This is a genomic window from Flavobacterium sp. CAU 1735, assembly GCF_039888695.1.
GTDB lineage: Bacteria > Bacteroidota > Bacteroidia > Flavobacteriales > Flavobacteriaceae > Flavobacterium.
Map to the genome: position 1 here is coordinate 253233 of NZ_JBDQQQ010000003.1, position 17726 is coordinate 270958.

Below are 17726 nucleotides of genomic sequence, written 5' to 3' on the forward strand. Positions count from 1 at the left end.
TTTTGAACCTTAACACAAGATTAGCGATAGTAAAGTTATTTATTTATATGAATATTATCAAACTCGGTGCCACAAGTTCCACAAATGATTTTTTAAAAGATTTACTGACAAAACAATTTGTAGAAAACTTTACCGTGGTTGTGGCAGAACATCAGACAAAAGGGAAGGGGCAAATGGGCGCCGAATGGAGTGTGGAGTCGGGTAAGAATTTGACTTTTAGTGTTTTAGTTCGGGATTTGCTATTGGATATTCAGGCTATTTTTCATTTGAATGTAGCGGTGGCGGTTAGCATAATCGAAGGACTGGAAGAATTTGCTATTGGCGGATTGGCGATCAAATGGCCAAACGACATTTTGGCAGAGAGTAAAAAGATCAGTGGCATACTTATCGAGAACAGTATCAAACGAAATGGTGAAATTTTTTCGATAGTAGGCATTGGATTGAATGTAAATCAGGAGCATTTTGAGAACCTACCAAAGGCTTCATCGCTCTACGCGATCTGCGGAAGGGTTTTTGACAAAGAGGCAGTCATGTTGGCTATACTGAGAAATCTGAAACGAAACCTGTCGCTTTTGCAGGCTAAAGAATATGCGTTGTTATGGCAGTCGTATGACAACAGGTTGTTTAAAAAGGGGATACCCATGCCTTTTGAAGCAAATAATGGTTCGCATTTTATGGGAATTATCCAGGGAGTAACTTCAAACGGTAAGCTTGAAGTACTCCTTGAGGACGATTCCATTACTACTTTTGATATTAAAGAGGTAAAATTATTGTACTGATTTTAACGGACAATGATTTCATATTTTTGTAATAATCCTTTTAATCCTTCTTTTGAAAACTGAGCTTTGCGCAGTTTGGTTTTTTCCGGGTCGATGGTAAAATTGTAGCTGGTCAGGAAATCGGCTTTTTCGGCAATAGCGTCGGTAAAAACAGCCTGATGCAGATTACAGTTGTCGAATAAAACTTCCGTTAAATTGGTTGCCATAAAATCAACTGCGATCATACTGCAATTGGTAAACGTCATTTTTTTGAGCTTTAAAGCATAAAATTTGGCGTAATCCAAAACACAATCGTTAAAGTGAAATTCAAATAACAGCTGATCGGTCATGGCAAAATTTACATCGGTAAAATCGCAGTGGTTAAAAACAGCATTTCGCAAACCGACATAATTGATTTGCGCTTCCTTAAAATTGCAGTTGTAAAAAATACAATCGGTAAAAACTACCCCCGAAAAATTACAATTGCTAAAATCGCAATCGGTAAAAGTGCATTCTTCGAATTCTTTGTATTTGATTTCGCTTTCGGAAAAAAGCTGGTTGGTAAAAGGGGTATTAAATATAAAATCGCTGTGGGTCATTTAAAAAATTTAGTGTTTAAGTAGGTTTTTGTTCATGGGCTAGTCTTTTGGGTTTTCTAAATGAATTCGTTCGAGTATATCCCGATCGATAGGCTTGCATAAATAGCCTACAATTTCGGGAAAACTGTTTGCTTTTTCACGATCTTCGTTAGCAATGGAGGAACTGGCTATATAGATTGCAGGCTTTTTTCCAAACCCGAAATCTATCCGTTGTAACTCATTCATAAAAGCCCAGCCGTCCATTTCCGGCATATCGATGTCGAGTAGGATAACATCGGGAAATTCCTCGGCGCTTTGAATGGCTTTTAGTGAGTCGATAGCAACTTTTCCATTTTTGTAACTCAGAATCTGACTAAATAATTGACTTTTCTCAATTATTTTCTTTGTAATTAATTGATAAATGGGGTCATCATCAATTATACAGATACTTTTTGGGGCGTTCATCTGAAATATATTTTAAAAGTTGTTCCTTCGTCTATTGTACTTTTAACGACTATTTTTCCTCCCATAGCATCGATCTGGTTTTTTGAAATGAATAATCCTATTCCTCTTGCATCGGCGTGGTTGGTAAATGTTTTGTACATTCCGAATAGTTTTTCTCCATTTTTCTCCAGATCAATTCCAATTCCGTTATCGGAAATTTCCAAAACGGTTTTACCGTCTTCCTGGTAGGATTTCAGATCAATTACGGTTTGCCTCTCGGCATGTCCGTATCGAATGGCATTCGATATAAAGTTAAGTAATATACTTTCTAAATAAGCAGGATTGTATTTAACTTCGATTTCTTTGTTGACGTCATTGTGAATAATCACATCGTTTTTCACTAATTGCTCCCGAAGTACGTCCAGCGTCTTGTTAATGTATTTTTTTAAATTTAAGGGTTCTATAATCAGGTTGATGTTGGTCTGGATGGTTACCACCTCGTTCAGGTTGTTCATCGTCTCGTTGAGCACCGAAGAAACCGATTTTAGCAACTGAATCATTTCGTCGCGTTCTTCGTCGGTATCGGCCGATTCGATCAGGTTGGAAATCGATTGGATGTTACTGGTATGCGAACGCAGGTTGTGGGAAACGATATACGAGAAATTCAGCAAACGTTTGTTTTGCTCGGTTACCAGGTGTAGCGTGTTGTTGAGTTCGATTTCTGCCATTTTGGCTTTTGTGATGTCGATCATAATACCGCGCAGGTTTACGGCTATGTCGTTTTCGACTACCACGCTTACGATATCGCGCAACCATACGATTTCTCCGTCTTTACGGATCATACGGTATTCGAAATCGTGTTGTCTTTTTTCGTAGGTGTAACGCGACATAAAGGCAATAACCCATTCTTTGTCGTCCGGATGTACATGATTGATCCAGAAAGATGGAGTTCCGAGCCATTCTTCCGGTGTATAACCAAGGATGTCTTCGACTTTTCGGCTGATAAAGGTGAAATCAAACGTATTTGGATCGCCTTCCCAAACAATACCGTCAATGGTGTTGATCAAAGATTCGATCTTCTGCTGTGATTTTAAAATGACTTCTTCAGAGTTTTTACGCTCCGTAATGTCTTCGGTTGAAACCAGAACGCGTTCCAATGTTTTTTCATATTCCGGAACCACACTCCAACGGAAATGGATGTGTTTGTACTGGTTGTCCATGAATTTGATCTGGGAGTCGCCTGTAATATGGTTTTGTCGCTGCGTAATAGCAATAAGTTGTTTCGAGAAAATCGGAATGGATTCGTCGTCGAAAATCGTACTCAGTTTGCCTTTTAAAATGTTTTTGTCTTTTACCGAATGTAACGCAAGACACATGTTGTTCACGTCAATCACTTTTACCAATGACAAACATTTGCGGATTACGTCGATGTTGTTTTTCAGATAGGCCTCAACTTCTTCTCTCGGCATATCTATCAGGCCTAATTCCGTCAGGTATTTTTTGACTTCCGAAAAATCTTCTTCCCATAATGGAATCGGCGAGTTGTTGAATAAACTTTTAAAACGTTTTTCACTTCGCTTGATACGATCCTGCGCCTCTTTTTTGTCGGTAATGTCTTCGATGATTCCGATATGTGACGTTGGTTTTTCACCGACCGACCATAGTGGTGTAATGGTTACACTGGCCCAAACGATATTGCCGTCTTTGTGGAAGAAACGTTTTTCAAGTCCGAATTCGCGGATGACACCTCTTTTTAAAAGACGCATTTTTTTGAAATCGTTTTCCAGATCGTTCGGATGCGTAATCATCATATAATCCATTTTGCTGATTTCGTTGGTTTCGTAACCAAGCATCTGGCAAAACCGCTCGTTGGCTTCTATAAAAGTACCAGAGTTGGAATCGATATGCGCAATTCCGATGGCGGCCTGTTCGAAAATGGATTTGAATTTAATTTCGCTCTTCATCAAACGAAGCGCTTGTGAATGTACCAAACGTTGTAATTCGGATGGTCGTTTTAATAAACTTGTGGTAAACAACCCGCAAATCAGTGATAACACAATCGCTAAAATAGCAATCGGAATTAATTGTTTGATCAGGTAATAGTTGTTCGTGGTTATCAGGTATAATTTCCAGTCGCCGTCGGGGAATGAAACGGTTAAATGGGTTTTATTTGTGAAGTTCTTTTTGTTGGGAAGGAAGAATTCTTCTTTTCCGGTTTCCGGATTCGTTTTGGAAAACTGAAAATAATATTTGTCGGTCGAAAAGGTTTTAATTCCGGACGTTTCCAAAAAAGTATTAAACTTGATTACAACGGTACAGAATCCCCAGAATTTATTGGACTTGAATACCGGGAACCAACCTACGATGCCTTTGCCGCCTTGTTTTAATTCCAATGGCCCGGCATAGTATATTTTTCGGTTTTTGATGGCTTTCATCGCCGATTTTCGGGCTTTAGGAGAATTCAGGACGTCGAAGTTTACAACGGGTTCGTTGCCTTTTAACGGATAAACATATTTGATTACTCCGTTTGGAACCAATTCTACCGCATCAATATTCGGATTGGAGTCTACCAGTTGTTTGCCGATTTCGTCAAAATTACTAGGGTTTCCATTGTCGTCAATGGTCATGGCTAGTGTCAGCGTGCTGATATGGCTGTTTTTTAGCGATTGTTCGATGTTTTGATGCACCACGTTTAGGATGCTGCTCATTTCACGTTGCTCGCTTTCTTTTATAATTTGATAGCGTAAAAAAAGAATTAAATTCGAAACTAAAAAGAGGAGTGTAAAGACCAATATCCCAGTCGTTTTTGGTCTTGATAAAAACCAACTGATGAGAATTGTAATTTTTTTATCCAGATTCATTGGAGTTGCCTTTGGGATGGGTGTTAAAACTTTATAAATTTATAAAAAATGTGAATAAATGAATTATAAAAATTGCAAAATACTCATTATTTCACAACAAAAGTTTGATTTGAATAAAAAAAAAGCTCATCATAAAGATGAGCTGATGTTGTGACCTCGACAGGATTCAAACCTGTAACCTTCTGAGCCGTAATCAGATGCGCTATTCAGTTGCGCCACGAGGCCTTAGTTGTTTTTACGGGTGCAAATATAGGGGTAAATGTGTAACTTGCAAACAAAATTGAAATAAAATTTAAAAAAAAATGAGACTAAAAGAGTATGTACGTGATATTCAGGATTTTCCTAAAGAAGGAATTTTGTTTAAAGATATCACTCCTTTATTGATGAGCCCGGAAGCCACGAATGAATGCCTCCAAATTTTGATCGAAAACCTGAAAAATAAAAAAATCGATAAGGTAATCGGAGTGGAAAGCCGTGGTTTTTTCTTTGCAACTTTATTGGCGCACGAATTACAGGCGGGTTTTGTACCGGTTCGTAAAGCCGGAAAGTTGCCATTCGATACCGTTTCGGCTTCGTATACGTTGGAATATGGTACCGATACACTGGAAATTCATGCCGATGCAATCCAAAAAGGGGATAAGGTTCTAATTCACGACGACGTGTTAGCAACCGGCGGAACGATTAAAGCGGTTTGTGAACTGGTAGAAAAACTGGGTGGTGAAATTGTACAGGTAAATTTCCTGATGGAACTGACTTTTCTGAATGGAGGAGATAAAATTGCCGGCTACGAGCGATTTGCGGCTCTTCAGTACTAGTTTATAGCTCGGATGGTTACATAATACCGCCAGGCGATAATTAGCTTCTGAAAAGCGCTTGCTTTGGATAAATCAAGGTTTTGTTTGCTGTAGCTCGGTAAAAGCAGTTTGTTGAGTTGGGCCAGTATTTTAAACATATTCCTTTGGTTTTGATAAAGATACAAAAAAAAGAGCCACATATGTGGCTCTTTTTTTATTCGCTGTCACGAAGTTCACGCTCGCGTTCCTTCATTGCTTTTTCACGTTCTTTCATCGCTTTTTCGCGATCTTTTCGTGCCGATTCCAGCGCTTTAGCGCGGTCTTTCATAGCTGCTTCACGGGCTTTCATGGCTTTTTCACGTTCCATCTGAGCAATTTCCTGTGTTTTCATGGCTCTTTCCAAACCTTTCATAGCTTCCTCATGTGCTCTCATTGCAATTTCGTGATCTTTCATGGCCAGTTCCTGACTTTTTAGGGCTTCCACACGGGCACGATCAATTTCCGGACGGGCTTTTTCGATGGCTATACGAGCATCTTCCAATGCCTTACGGGTAATTTCTTTGGTGTCTATTTTAAGATCATCCGCATTTATTATTTCATTACCGTTTACATAAACAACGTTGCCATTTCTGGAGGTAGTTATTACTTTTCCGTTTTTAATGATCACCGAAGCCGACGATTTTTTTACGTTTGATTTTGAATTTGGCGGCGGTGGCGCTGGCGCTGTTGCCGGATTACCTGACCAATACTTTGGAGCTGGAGGGCTTGGTGGTGCTGGTGGACTAGGTGGCGGACTCAGTGGACTAGGTGGTGACGGCGGACTTGGCGGTGATGGTGGGCTAGGTGGTGACGGTGGACTTATAAAATTACTGATACGATCACCAAATGAGGTATCGCTTTCAGGCTGTTCGTTGGTGCCTTCGTCTTTAATGGTTGTACTGGTACGGGTTTTTCCGTTTCTGGCATAGCGTTGTTGTTTTGCTTCGGAGTTAAAACCGATTTTGATTTTACCGTTACTATCGGTTTTTTTGATAAAGCGAATTGGGTTGATCGGTTCGTCACTTTCCGTTTGTGTGATTCCGGTATTGCCTTCTTTGTCTTTGTATTCGATTTTGATACGGATGATTTCACCGGCTTTGTTGCGCTTTACTTTGGAATACTTTAATGTAACACCGTATTCGTTTTTAAGTAATTCCACATTCTTTTTTAATTGTTCATCACTGGTGTTTTTGTCTACGATTACAGTTACATCGTCTCCGGGTGTATAGGGAGCGTTATTTTGCTGTAAAGTGGCTGGTGTGTGCTTTTTTTCCTGTGCCAGGATCTTTACCTGGAATTGCAGGATAAAAAAGGCCAGTAGCGGAAGGATGATTAGGTACTTCCACAGGTTCCTTTTTCGGGACTGATTGGTGTTTAACATAACGATTCGTTTTTTGATTAATGATTGATAAAAATGATTGGTGATGGCAATGCATTGGGTTTGCATTGTTACTTTTACTAAGGTCTTCTGATAAGCTTTAATGTCGTCGACAACTTTTGTAGCCTCGGCATCGGCAATAAATTCCAGATTTTGTGCAATGGCTTTTTTGTAAATCCACATGATCGGATTGAACCAAAAAAAGATACAAAATGCCTGTGCGATCATCATGTCGAGTGAATGTTTCTGACGGCTGTGAATCTTTTCGTGTTCGATAATGTCGGACAATTCGTCCTGTTGCAATAATTTGGAATTGTAAACTATATAGTTAAAGAACGAAAAAGGTGATTGGACTTTTTCGGTATCGATAAAATGAAACTTGTTTTGAGTTACGGCTTTTGGTTTTTCCAGTATTTTACGAAGTGATCGGTATTCGGACAGAAAACGGATACAAAACAAAATAATACCGGTGATATATAAAATACTAAACAGATAGTGATAGTCGATTTGAAAACCGGTATCGGCTGGCACTGGTACTGCCATTTGAATTTGTGACGTACCGTCGGCATAGGTAATAGAAGCAATTGGAGTCCGTTCTACCCAAATAATTTTGGTATATGAGATCAGTGGAAGTAATGCGGACGTAAACAAACCGGCTATCAGATAACCACGATTGGCATTAAAAAACGTCTCTTTTCGTAAAAAGAAATGATATGCCAGGAAAAAAACGGTTATTAATGCCGTAACTTTTAGAATGTAAATACCAAATGCTTCCATAAAGGCCTATTTTTTTTCGATCATGTCTAATATTTCGCGAAGTTCATCCGCGCTGATTTTTTCTTCTTTGGCAAAAAAGGAAACCATACTTTTATAGGAATTGTTAAAGTAGTTTTCGATCGCATTGTTCATAAAACTCTTGCGGTAATCCTCTTTTTTTACAATCGGAAAGTACTGGTGGGTGTTGCCAAATGCTTTGTGGGATACATAGCCTTTTTCCTCCAGATTCCGGATAATGGTCGACAAGGTGTTGTAATGCGGCTGGTCGTCTTTGATTTCGGCCAACACTTCTTTTACAAATGCTTTTTCAAGCGTCCATAAAATTTGCATTACTTCTTCTTCTTTGTTTGTTAATTTCTGCATGATACTCATTTTCTATAATAATCGGATAGGATTTCCGATTTGTTGAAACAAAGATATAACTATAAATTTAGTTTTGCAACTAAAAAAATAGTTGATTAACTAAAAAAATAGTTTTTTTATTCAGGCAGTCGAAAGAAATAACGCTAAAGGACTTGTTTTTAGTGTGTTAGTCGTTTTCTGATTTTACGATTTTTAACAGCCAGATAGCGGCAAAAGCAGCAGTCGCGGCAAAAGTTCCCATAAAAATCCAGTTAACGGTATAGTTGTAACGGGAAATAATCTCCATACCGGTTTTAGAACTCATCACATGCGCGAGACTAAAACTCATCGTATATAAAGCCATATAACGACCTTCGTGTCCTTTTGGAGCGCGACTCATAGCAAAGGAGTTGGAAAATGGGAACGCAAACATTTCACCAAAAGTGATCAAAACCAGATTAATCACCAGTATACCTACCCATCCTTTTAATAATAGGGCATAGAAGCCGAAGGTGATAAATAAGGCTCCAAAAAAGATCAACTTGATTTTGTCCACTTTTTTACGCTCGAAATAACCTACGATTGGCATTTCAAAAAGGAATATCAAAAAGCCGTTTATCGACATTAGTAAACCGGTTTGGAATTCCGTAAGTCCGTATTGTTCGTTATGGTATAAAGGTAGCGTACTGAAAAACTGAAAGAATACCATAGCGGTAGCAAAACTGATAAACAGAAACAACCAAAAGGGTTTGTCGCTAAATACGGATTTTACCGGTTCCGTATCGTCGAAATGACTGGTGGTTTTTTCTCTTTTTTTCTCTTTTACCAAAAGACGAAACAAAACGATAGCGGTAATACAGGAAATACCGTCAACCCAAAAAAGTCCTTTATAGCCCATTCCCATAATGATCAAACCACCCATAGCCGGTCCGGCGGCAAATCCGAGGTTTACGGCCAGTCGGACAAGTGTCAGGGCACGGGTTCGGTTTTCCGGGCGTGCATACGTATTTAAGGATACAAACATGGCCGGTCGAAACATATCGGCAATGATCATAATGGAAAACATCGCGAGACATAATCCGGTAAAACTGGTTACAAATTGAAGACTAATAAACAGGATACCACTGGTGAACAGGCTAAAAACCATAATACGGTAAAAGCCTATTTTGTCTGATAGTTTTCCGCCCAGCCAGGAGCCGATCATCGAACCGCAACCAAAGCTCACCATGACCCAGCCCACTTGATGGTAGTCGAAATGAAGATCTTCTTTCAGGTATTTCGATAAAAAGGGGAGTACCATTGTTCCGGCTCTGTTGATAAAGGTAATCAGGGTCAGAATCCAAATTTCACGCGAAAATCCTCTGAAATTATTGATGTAGTTGGAAAAAACTCTTTGTAGCATATACGGTTCTAAATGTCAAATTTACAAACTATTTGATGCTGTAAACAGGAAATGATGTAAATTAATAATGAAATAATAGCAGTGGTTTCGGGCGTGGGATTTTTGATTATTTTTGCAGCAGCTGTTTCGCATACAGCCTGATACCGATTATCATGAAAAAAATACTATATCTATTATTAGGGATGACATTTCCGTTAGTGGGCTTTTCGCAATGCGATTTGGAATCTGTTACGGCTTTTCAGAAAAAGATCAATTCCGAATATGCCAATGCGGAAGAATCGCCGTTAAAAGAAAAAGACCGTAAAAAATTTAAAACACTGGATTTCTTTCCGGTGGATTTAAAGTATTGTGTGACTGCACGTTTGGTGAAAGCAACGGATGAAAAACCATTTACAATGCCGACTACCGGGACGCGAAAACCACTGTATGTAAAATACGGGGAATTGTCTTTTAAAATCGATGGAAAAGACTATAAACTAAATGTATACCGTAATCTGGAACTGGCCAAAATGGAAAAGTACAAAAACTACCTGTTCCTGCCTTTTACCGATCTTACCAGTGGCGTGGATAGTTATGGTGGCGGACGTTATATCGATCTGGAAATTCCGGAAAGTGATACCATAACGATCGATTTCAACAAAGCCTACAATCCGTATTGCGCGTATAATGAAGGTTATTCCTGTCCGATACCACCGCAGGCTAATGATCTGAAAGTGGAAATTCGTGCCGGTGTTAAAGCGTTTCATAAATAATGTTGTACAATCTGCATACGCATAAAGCGTCCGGTGATCCGGATGTTCTGGAAATTGTAAATCAGTATCCAAACGAGTTTGATCCATCCGTGGCGTTTTATTCCATTGGGATTCATCCGTGGTATGCGCAGGCGGAACGGTTGGAGGATGACTTGCGTATCATTTCGGATAAGCTAAAAGAGGCCAATTGTTTGGCGTTAGGCGAATGCGGATTGGATAAGCGGATTGAAACGGATATCAATAAACAGCTATCGGTTTTTGAACAGCAATTGGAATTACTCGAACAAAATCCGAAACCGGTAATTTTACATTGCGTAGCGGCCTATCAGGAAGTAATCGCGGTTAAAAAACAAATGAAAGTGGAAGTACCGATGATCATTCACGGTTTTTCTAAAAATTATCAGGTGGCGCGATCGCTTTTGGATAATGGGTTTTACCTTTCTTTTGGAAAATACCTGTTACGGAATCCGGAGCTGGAATCGGTGTTTAAAGCCGTACCGGACGATCGTTTTTTTCTGGAAACGGATATGGTGGAAGAAACTATTTTTCAGGTGTATAAGAAAGCCGCGTCGATTAAGAGCGGTGCCATTGAAGCAATGGTAGCACAAAATTTTAAAAATGTATTTGATAACAATAAATAAAAAATAAATGGCTGAATGGACAGAGCGAGCAGAATTGCTGTTTAAAAAAGAAGGACTCGAAAAATTAAAAAATGCAAACGTATTGATTGTTGGAATGGGTGGTGTCGGATCGTTTGCGGCAGAATTTATTGCAAGAGCTGGTGTAGGAAAAATGACGATAGTGGATGGTGATACTGTGGATATTACCAATATCAACCGACAATTACCAGCTTTACACTCGACCGTGGGACAACCTAAGGTGAAAATTGTAGGGGATCGTTTACTGGATATTAATCCGGAATTGGAGTTAACCCGTATCGAGGAATTCCTGTCACCGGAACGCGCTTTTGAATTGATCACTCCGGAGTTTGACTATGTATTGGATTGTATCGATAGTATTACGCCGAAATTAAATCTGATTCTGGCGGCAAAACGCAAAAAAGTTAAGATCATCAGTAATATGGGAGCTGGTGGTAAATTGTTGGCCAGTAAGATTGTGGTAAAGGATATTAGTAAAACGGATGTTTGTCCGCTGGCTAAAACCATCCGTAAGCGTTTAAAGAAAGAAGGAATTTCAACAGGTGTTAAGGCGGTGTTTTCTACGGAAAAACCGGATGAAAGCAGTTTGAAAATGACAGACGGACAGAATTTTAAAAAGTCGTTTTTCGGAACAAATAGCTGGATGCCGGCATTGTTTGGTTTGCATGCTGCCGAAACGGTAGTACGTTATTTATTAGCAAAAGAAAAATAATTGATCATCATATATAAATAAAAAAGTCCCTTTAAGGGACTTTTTTATGTTTTATTCGATTGGTTTTGCTGTTGGCGGCGGCGTTGGTTTGTCCGCTGAAGTTGTTGGAACAACAGGAGTCACCGGTTTTGGTTTTGCCGTAATCGGGATAAAGATTTCGGTTACCCATTCAGACGGTTTACGGTTTTGTAAAGGTCCGGTTTGGTAAACTTCCAGATATTTCCCGTTAGGATCTTCCATCCATTTGTTTTTTACAATCTCGGCATAGGCTTTATCCCAGGCTTCTTTGCTATGGGAATAGTCACCGGTAAGTGTTGTTTTTAAAGCTAAGTAAGGGATTAATTCACCAGCGGCAATATCACTTCCCTGTGCCGTAAATATTTCTTCTTTTACCGGAATACAAACCGAAAACTCCGCTATATTGGAAGCCATATCGTATTTGTTATAAATAGCAAAAGCACTTCCGCTTACCGATATATTGTTGTCTTTGGTGAATTTGTTCAGGTTAGCAAACATGGAACCCATTAATCCCGGTAATTCCGGAATCTTACAGGTAGCCGATTGTTTAATATAATAGGTACCGGCTTTTTTTACCAGTCCGTTGATCTTGATATTGTATACTTTTAATTCTTTTACCAGAATGTTGTCGATATTCTCCAATCCTTTTTCGAACATCGGGCCTAACATCCTGTCGGAACCACCACTAAGAATAGAAAAGGCTTTCATCATAAAATTCATATTCCCTTTCATTCCCCAGGTAACTTTAGTACCACCTTTTACCGGAGTGAAAATCCAGTACACATCAGAAGGCGTGTCGCTTTGATCAAAGTATATTTTTTGTTGGATACTGTCGGTGTCTACGGTTCTAATGGTTTCCATTTTACCGGTTCCATCCTTACCGGTCCAGGAAAAAGAAGCTCCGGCTCCCTGTGTTTTGTCGGTATAATTGTTGCGAATGGTAGGATCGTCTTCTTTCCAGGGACCCCAATCGTCCCAATTTTTGTAGTCGTCTACATAATTAAATAAAGCCGCCGGTGTTGCGTGAATCACCCTGCTTCGCTGTACATCGAACGTACCGGCTTGAGTAGCAATATAAACCGTTAATGCAACAGCTGCTAATAGTAATAAAAGAAATATGTATTTAACTACGCGCATAGTATTAAAAAAAATTTCATTTAGTTGTCCAAAGTTATAACAATTATTCTTTCAAAAACAGTTTAATTATAAATAAAATTCCTATAAAAGCAAAAAACGCCAGTAGTATCCAAAGGGATCCTTTATAGTGTAATTTGTGGAGCGACAGGTCTTTTCGATATACATAAATCATAGCGGTTACAAATACGATAACAAAGAATAAAGCGAAATAAAGCTGACCTGATGTAAACATGAATTTTAATTTTACGCAAAATTAGCGTTTTGCCGGGAGATTTTCTATTTTAGACCGTAAAATTAAAGAATATGAAAAAACAATTACAGGCCGTTCGGGAATTCCATGAATCCTTCGGACTGGGAGTAAGTGAGCTTCCTAAAGCCGATTTGGGCGAACAGGTTAATCTATTGCGTTATAATCTGATGAAAGAAGAAAATGAGGAATATCTGGAAGCGGTACAAAATAACGATCTGGTCGAAATTGCCGATGCTTTGGGGGATATGCTTTATATTTTATGCGGAACGATACTGGAACACGGATTGCAACATAAAATTGAGGAAGTTTTTGATGAAATCCAACGGAGTAATATGAGTAAATTGGGCGAAGACGGAAAACCGATTTACCGGGAAGATGGAAAGGTTATGAAAGGCCCCAACTATTTTAAACCGAATTTCGAAACCATACTAAAATAAAAAAATCCCGAAGTTTCTTCGGGATTTTTTATATCGGTTATTTTGGAATTAGATTTTTACCGTCCATCCAAAAGTATCTTCAATTTGTTTGTGCTGAATTCCGGTTAACTGTTGTTTGATAAAAGTAGCAAACGAGTTTTCCGGTTTCGGAAGTTCGTAATAGGTTTCTTTATACGAGAATCCTACGATTGGGTTCACTACTGCAGCTGTTCCGGCTCCGAAAATTTCCTGTAAAGTTCCGTTTTTAGCCGCTTCTACGATCTCGTCAACCAATACCGGTCGAACCTGTACGTCGATACCTTCTTTGGTTGCCAACTCGATAATACTCTTACGGGTTACACCGTCCAGAATACGTTCGCTGGTTGGTGCTGTATATAAGGTATCGTTGATTCTGAAAAATACGTTCATCGTTCCGGCTTCTTCCAATTTGGTATGCGTCGCGTCATCGGTCCAGATAATCTGTTGGAAACCTTGCTCGTTGGCCAATTTGGTTGGATAGAATTGTCCGGAATAGTTACCGGCTGCTTTTGCTGCTCCGATTCCTCCGTTTGCCGCACGGCTAAAATGCTCGGCGATCACTACTTTTACTTCACCGGAATAATACGATTTTGCCGGCGATAGGATAATGGTAAAACGATATTGTGTAGAAGGAGCTGCGACAACACCCGATCCGGTTGCAATCATAAAAGGACGGATGTATAATGCATTTCCAAATCCTTTTTTAACCCATTCTTTTTCGATTTCAAGTAACTTGTGTAAACCGCCAAGGAAAACGTCTTCCGGAACTTCCGGCATCGCAAGACGTACGGCCGATTTGTTAAAACGGTCAAAGTTCTGATCCGGACGGAACAACCAAACATCGTCCTGTTCGTCTTTGTAGGCTTTCATTCCTTCGAAAATCGCCTGTCCGTAATGGAAAACTTTTGCCGATGGATCTAACGTAAAAGGTTCATACGGCATGATAACCGGCTGTTCCCATTTCCCGTTATTGTAATCACAAATCAGCATATGGTCGGTAAAAATATTTCCGAAAGTCAGGTTCTCAAAATCAACACTGTTGATTTTGCTACTGTCGGCTTTGATAATTCTAATGTCAGTTGATGTTTTTAATTCCATTTAATCGATTAATTTTAAAAATCGGCTAAATTGTTGATGGCCAACAATAAAACATAATTTTTAAATTGATAAAAAAATTGTTGTGTCGCTGCAAATTTAATTAAAAAAAGCACTTTTAATAAAGTAAGATTAAAAATAATGTAATTAAATAAGGAACTATTAAATTTTTTTTGAATTGTTATTTTTTGAATAGAATTCCTTCGAAATAATCGGAAATAGCGAAAAAATAAATTAGAATTATGCATATTCAATATAAATTTGTTTCTTTGGAAGGTCTTAAAATAGGACAGATTATCATGGATAACCTGGATATAGTAAGGCATTGATAATCAAAATAACCAATCCAAACGATATATGAAAAAAAGTATTTTTTTAGCAGCTGTACTGATTGCACTGGCCAGTTGTAATTCTAAAAAACAAGAGGATGCCAAAGTAGCCGAAAACAAAACCGAATATGCTGTTTTTGGCGATAGTATTACAGCCGATGGTGCGATTACAAAAGATGCCATGTTGGCAAAATTCAAAGATCTGAAAGAAGGAGATACCGTAAACCTGAAATTCAAATCCAATATCAAAGATGTTTGTCAGAAAAAAGGTTGTTGGATGACACTGGATCTGACCGATGGTAAAGAGACTTTTGTAAAGTTTAAAGATTACGCCTTTTTTGTCCCGATGAATGCGACTAACCAGGAAGCTATTGTAAATGGTAAAGCTTTTGTAAATATCGAAAGTGTGGAACAACTGAAACATTATGCCAAAGACGGTGGTAAATCGCAGGCAGAAATCGACAGTATCAAACAACCAAAAGTTACGTATGCTTTTATGGCCGATGGCGTTTTAATTAGTAAGTAATGAAAAGAATGTTGTTTTTGGTATGGATTTCCGGAGCCATGCTATTGGTAATCTCCTGCAACCGGAAAGAAGCGGATGCAAAGCCGGAACCGGCTGCGCAATCGGAAAAGAAAGATTTCAAAATGTATGAAATGTCCGAAATGGCCGCTTTGATGGAGCAGATGTATGTGGATAACCAGCGTTTAAAAGACCGGATTAAAAATGGGGAAGCCGTAGGGAATTTCCCGGAGCACTTTCTGAAAATTCACCAGGCGGTGATGACCGACGAAAGTGAAAATGATGCTTTTTTTAAAGAGCAGGCAAAAAAATTTATTGAGGCACAAAAACAGATCTATGCCGATCCGGATAATGCCAAAACACATTTTAATAACGGAGTGGATGCCTGTGTGCGTTGTCATGAGTCAAAGTGCGGTGGCCCAATTCCGAGAATTAAAAAACTGTATATTAAATAATTTGAATCGAAAAGTAATACAAACAGCAGACGGATCAACCACGATCTATATTGAAGGTTGGGACGAAACGTATCATTCAAAATTCGGAGCGATACAGGAAGCAAAACATGTATTTATAGCAAACGGACTGTCTCTTTTTGAAGAGCAGTCCGTTGCTGTTTTAGAGATCGGCTTCGGAACCGGATTAAATGCGTTTATAACCTATCTGGAAGCGGAAAAGAAACAACAACATATCGATTATGTAGGTGTGGAAGCATTTCCGATAAGCAAGGAAGAACGGGAGCATATGAATTACGTTTCGACTTTGGATGCCACCGCATATGCATCGGTATTTGAAACGATGCATAATTCTCTCTGGGAGGCGCCAACAGTACTGTCGCCGTATTTCACTTTAACAAAAAGGCAACAATACTTTAACGAAATAGATTACAAAAATCGATTTAATTTGATTTACTTTGATGCATTCGGATTTCATGTTCAACCGGAACTCTGGACAACGGAGATTTTTAAAATCATGTTTGATGCGCTACAGGAAAAAGGAACGCTGGTAACCTACGCCTGCAGAGGTCCTATCAAAAGAGCGCTTCAGGAAGCAGGATTTAAAACTGAAAAATTACCAGGTCCACCGGGGAAACGGGAAATGTTGAGAGCTACAAAATGTTAAATTTTTGAATTTGTTATACTAAAATAACAATTTGTACGTTTGCCTAATAAATAGGCTTTCGTTTTGTAGATTTACGAGAGTAGTTACGTTCTTACCCTTGAATTAACCCATTAATGCTTGTAGATTATGCCAAGAGCTATGTTTACTTACACCAAATCTATTTTAGAAAGAGTAAGCTTTGACCCAAAGTTATTTTGTAAAGAGTTAGAAAAAGCCCTAAAAAACTTATTACCTTACGAAGTCGACCAATTACGAGATTGGTTATTACATTATACCGTAGGCAAGCCCGAGTTAAAACAATGTCTTATATACGTTAATCAATGAAAAAAAGGAGTCTGTTAGTAGACTCCTTTTTTGTTTTTAAGCGGACTTATAATCTCGACGTTGTGAAAGGCGATAGCACCTTTAATCACACCGGCAATCGTACTGCGTAGCGCTTCTATAATATGGCTTTTTAGCTCGCTTTTCGGAAAAATAAGACTGACTTCACGCGCCGGACGCGGCTCTTTAAAATGACGTAATTTTAATTTGTCTTTTTCTTTTAAATCCAGCGTATGTAAATACGGAAGCAGGGTTGTACCCAATCCTTCGTCGGCCAGTTTGATCAGTGTTTCAAAACTGCCGCTTTCAATATGAAATTTGGTATCGGTAAAATTTCCTTTGTTTTTACATAAGTTCAGAATGCCGTCGCGGAAACAATGACCGTCCTGCAATAACAAAATAGAATCCAGATCCAGATCGTTGATGTCGATTTCCGTTTTGTCAAAGTTTCGGTTGTTTTCCGGAATATAGGCTACAAACGGTTCATAATACAATACGATTTCTTTTAAATTGTCTTCTTCCAGAGGTGTTGCGGCTATGGCAACGTCTAAATGTCCGTTTTTTAAGCGTTTGATAATCTCCTCCGTATTGTGTTCTTCGATGATCAGATTTACTTTCGGATAGCGATTGACAAAATTGGTCAGGAACATCGGTAACAGGGTAGGCATAACCGTCGGGATAATCCCCACTTTAAATTCGCCGCCAATAAATCCTTTTTGCTGATCGACGATATCTTTAATCCGATCGGATTCATTGACAATGTTTTTGGCCTGAGAAACAATTTTCTGACCTATTTCGGTTAATTGTATCGGCTTTTTACTGCGATCAAATATCAGAACTTCCAACTCGTCTTCCAATTTCTGGATCTGCATACTCAATGTCGGTTGGGTTACAAAACATTTTTCGGCGGCTAGCGTAAAATTCTTGTGTTCGGCTACGGCTAATACGTAATATAATTGTGTGATGGTCATTTTTATAGAAAT

Annotated in this window: 21 protein-coding genes and 1 tRNA gene; 10 read left to right on the plus strand and 12 right to left on the minus strand. The window is 38.9% G+C overall.

What is annotated here, in order from left to right:
* The first annotated feature begins 47 nt into the window (after positions 1-47).
* The gene (locus AAFN64_RS10095; protein WP_347760340.1) at positions 48-779 is read left to right on the plus strand and encodes a biotin--[acetyl-CoA-carboxylase] ligase; all 732 of its coding nucleotides are present in this window, start codon (positions 48-50) and stop codon (positions 777-779) included.
* Between the two features lie 2 nt (positions 780-781).
* On the opposite strand, the gene AAFN64_RS10100 is transcribed toward AAFN64_RS10095, so the two are convergent.
* From AAFN64_RS10100 to AAFN64_RS10115, 4 genes are all read right to left on the minus strand, one after another.
* The gene (locus AAFN64_RS10100) at positions 782-1357 is read right to left on the minus strand and encodes a pentapeptide repeat-containing protein (RefSeq protein WP_300490827.1); all 576 of its coding nucleotides are present in this window, start codon (positions 1355-1357) and stop codon (positions 782-784) included.
* 39 nt (positions 1358-1396) lie between these two features.
* Positions 1397-1801 (minus strand): response regulator, encoded by a 405-nt coding sequence (locus AAFN64_RS10105; protein ID WP_300490824.1) that lies wholly within the window; start codon positions 1799-1801, stop codon positions 1397-1399.
* Positions 1798-4641, minus strand: coding sequence for a PAS domain S-box protein (locus AAFN64_RS10110; RefSeq protein WP_347760341.1), 2844 nt, complete (start codon positions 4639-4641; stop codon positions 1798-1800). The genes AAFN64_RS10105 and AAFN64_RS10110 overlap by 4 nt, the downstream gene beginning before the upstream one ends.
* 151 nt (positions 4642-4792) lie before the next feature.
* Positions 4793-4866, minus strand: a tRNA-Arg gene (locus AAFN64_RS10115).
* Positions 4867-4943: 77 nt separating this feature from the next.
* On the opposite strand from AAFN64_RS10115, the gene AAFN64_RS10120 reads away from it, so the two are divergent.
* Entirely contained in the window at positions 4944-5456 is a 513-nt protein-coding gene (locus tag AAFN64_RS10120) for an adenine phosphoribosyltransferase (RefSeq protein ID WP_347760342.1), read from the plus strand.
* Here AAFN64_RS10120 and AAFN64_RS10125 read toward each other — a convergent pair.
* From AAFN64_RS10125 to AAFN64_RS10140, 4 genes are all read right to left on the minus strand, one after another.
* Positions 5453-5593, minus strand: a complete 141-nt coding sequence (locus tag AAFN64_RS10125) for an SsrA-binding protein (protein WP_300489024.1) — start codon at positions 5591-5593, stop codon at positions 5453-5455. The genes AAFN64_RS10120 and AAFN64_RS10125 overlap by 4 nt on opposite strands.
* A gap of 56 nt (positions 5594-5649) precedes the next feature.
* A complete protein-coding gene (locus tag AAFN64_RS10130; protein ID WP_347760343.1) occupies positions 5650-7629 on the minus strand; it encodes a M56 family metallopeptidase in 1980 nt (659 codons plus the stop codon).
* A 6-nt stretch (positions 7630-7635) separates the two neighbouring features.
* Positions 7636-7992: a BlaI/MecI/CopY family transcriptional regulator gene (locus tag AAFN64_RS10135; RefSeq protein ID WP_136401925.1), complete on the minus strand. Its 357-nt coding sequence runs from the start codon at positions 7990-7992 to the stop codon at positions 7636-7638.
* Positions 7993-8158: 166 nt separating this feature from the next.
* Positions 8159-9373 (minus strand): MFS transporter, encoded by a 1215-nt coding sequence (locus AAFN64_RS10140; protein WP_347760344.1) that lies wholly within the window; start codon positions 9371-9373, stop codon positions 8159-8161.
* Between the two features lie 152 nt (positions 9374-9525).
* On the opposite strand from AAFN64_RS10140, the gene AAFN64_RS10145 reads away from it, so the two are divergent.
* The 3 genes from AAFN64_RS10145 to AAFN64_RS10155 are packed head-to-tail and all read left to right on the plus strand — an operon-like array spanning position 9526 to position 11496.
* Complete coding sequence (locus tag AAFN64_RS10145; protein ID WP_347760345.1) at positions 9526-10125, plus strand: DUF1684 domain-containing protein; 600 nt, start codon at positions 9526-9528, stop codon at positions 10123-10125.
* Positions 10122-10766 carry a TatD family hydrolase gene (locus AAFN64_RS10150; RefSeq protein WP_347760394.1) on the plus strand — a complete coding sequence of 215 codons (645 nt, stop codon included), beginning with the start codon at positions 10122-10124 and terminating at the stop codon, positions 10764-10766. Before AAFN64_RS10145 ends, AAFN64_RS10150 begins: the two co-directional genes overlap by 4 nt.
* 7 nt (positions 10767-10773) lie before the next feature.
* Positions 10774-11496: a tRNA threonylcarbamoyladenosine dehydratase gene (locus tag AAFN64_RS10155; protein ID WP_136401921.1), complete on the plus strand. Its 723-nt coding sequence runs from the start codon at positions 10774-10776 to the stop codon at positions 11494-11496.
* Positions 11497-11547: 51 nt separating this feature from the next.
* Here AAFN64_RS10155 and AAFN64_RS10160 read toward each other — a convergent pair whose 3' ends face one another.
* On the minus strand, positions 11548-12651 hold the full coding sequence (locus AAFN64_RS10160; RefSeq protein ID WP_347760346.1) for an SRPBCC family protein: 1104 nt from the start codon (positions 12649-12651) through the stop codon (positions 11548-11550).
* A 43-nt stretch (positions 12652-12694) separates the two neighbouring features.
* A complete protein-coding gene (locus AAFN64_RS10165; protein ID WP_136401919.1) occupies positions 12695-12883 on the minus strand; it encodes a hypothetical protein in 189 nt (62 codons plus the stop codon).
* Between the two features lie 71 nt (positions 12884-12954).
* On the opposite strand from AAFN64_RS10165, the gene AAFN64_RS10170 reads away from it, so the two are divergent.
* Entirely contained in the window at positions 12955-13338 is a 384-nt protein-coding gene (locus AAFN64_RS10170; protein WP_347760347.1) for a nucleoside triphosphate pyrophosphohydrolase family protein, read from the plus strand.
* Between the two features lie 48 nt (positions 13339-13386).
* Here the strand turns inward: AAFN64_RS10170 and AAFN64_RS10175 are convergent, their stop codons facing one another.
* Entirely contained in the window at positions 13387-14454 is a 1068-nt protein-coding gene (locus tag AAFN64_RS10175) for a branched-chain amino acid aminotransferase (RefSeq protein ID WP_347760348.1), read from the minus strand.
* Between the two features lie 354 nt (positions 14455-14808).
* Here AAFN64_RS10175 and AAFN64_RS10180 point away from each other — a divergent pair, with 354 nt between their 5' ends.
* The 4 genes from AAFN64_RS10180 to AAFN64_RS10195 all read left to right on the plus strand — a co-directional run bounded on the left by AAFN64_RS10180 (position 14809) and on the right by AAFN64_RS10195 (position 16746).
* Positions 14809-15306 carry a DUF4920 domain-containing protein gene (locus AAFN64_RS10180; RefSeq protein ID WP_347760349.1) on the plus strand — a complete coding sequence of 166 codons (498 nt, stop codon included), beginning with the start codon at positions 14809-14811 and terminating at the stop codon, positions 15304-15306.
* Positions 15306-15758, plus strand: coding sequence for a hypothetical protein (locus AAFN64_RS10185; protein WP_347760350.1), 453 nt, complete (start codon positions 15306-15308; stop codon positions 15756-15758). The genes AAFN64_RS10180 and AAFN64_RS10185 overlap by 1 nt, the downstream gene beginning before the upstream one ends.
* 1 nt (position 15759) lies before the next feature.
* Positions 15760-16422: a tRNA (5-methylaminomethyl-2-thiouridine)(34)-methyltransferase MnmD gene (gene mnmD / locus AAFN64_RS10190; protein ID WP_300488987.1), complete on the plus strand. Its 663-nt coding sequence runs from the start codon at positions 15760-15762 to the stop codon at positions 16420-16422.
* A 126-nt stretch (positions 16423-16548) separates the two neighbouring features.
* Complete coding sequence (locus tag AAFN64_RS10195; RefSeq protein WP_136401914.1) at positions 16549-16746, plus strand: hypothetical protein; 198 nt, start codon at positions 16549-16551, stop codon at positions 16744-16746.
* A 14-nt stretch (positions 16747-16760) separates the two neighbouring features.
* Here the strand turns inward: AAFN64_RS10195 and AAFN64_RS10200 are convergent, their stop codons facing one another.
* Positions 16761-17714 (minus strand): LysR substrate-binding domain-containing protein, encoded by a 954-nt coding sequence (locus AAFN64_RS10200; protein WP_136401913.1) that lies wholly within the window; start codon positions 17712-17714, stop codon positions 16761-16763.
* Positions 17715-17726 lie beyond the last annotated feature (12 nt).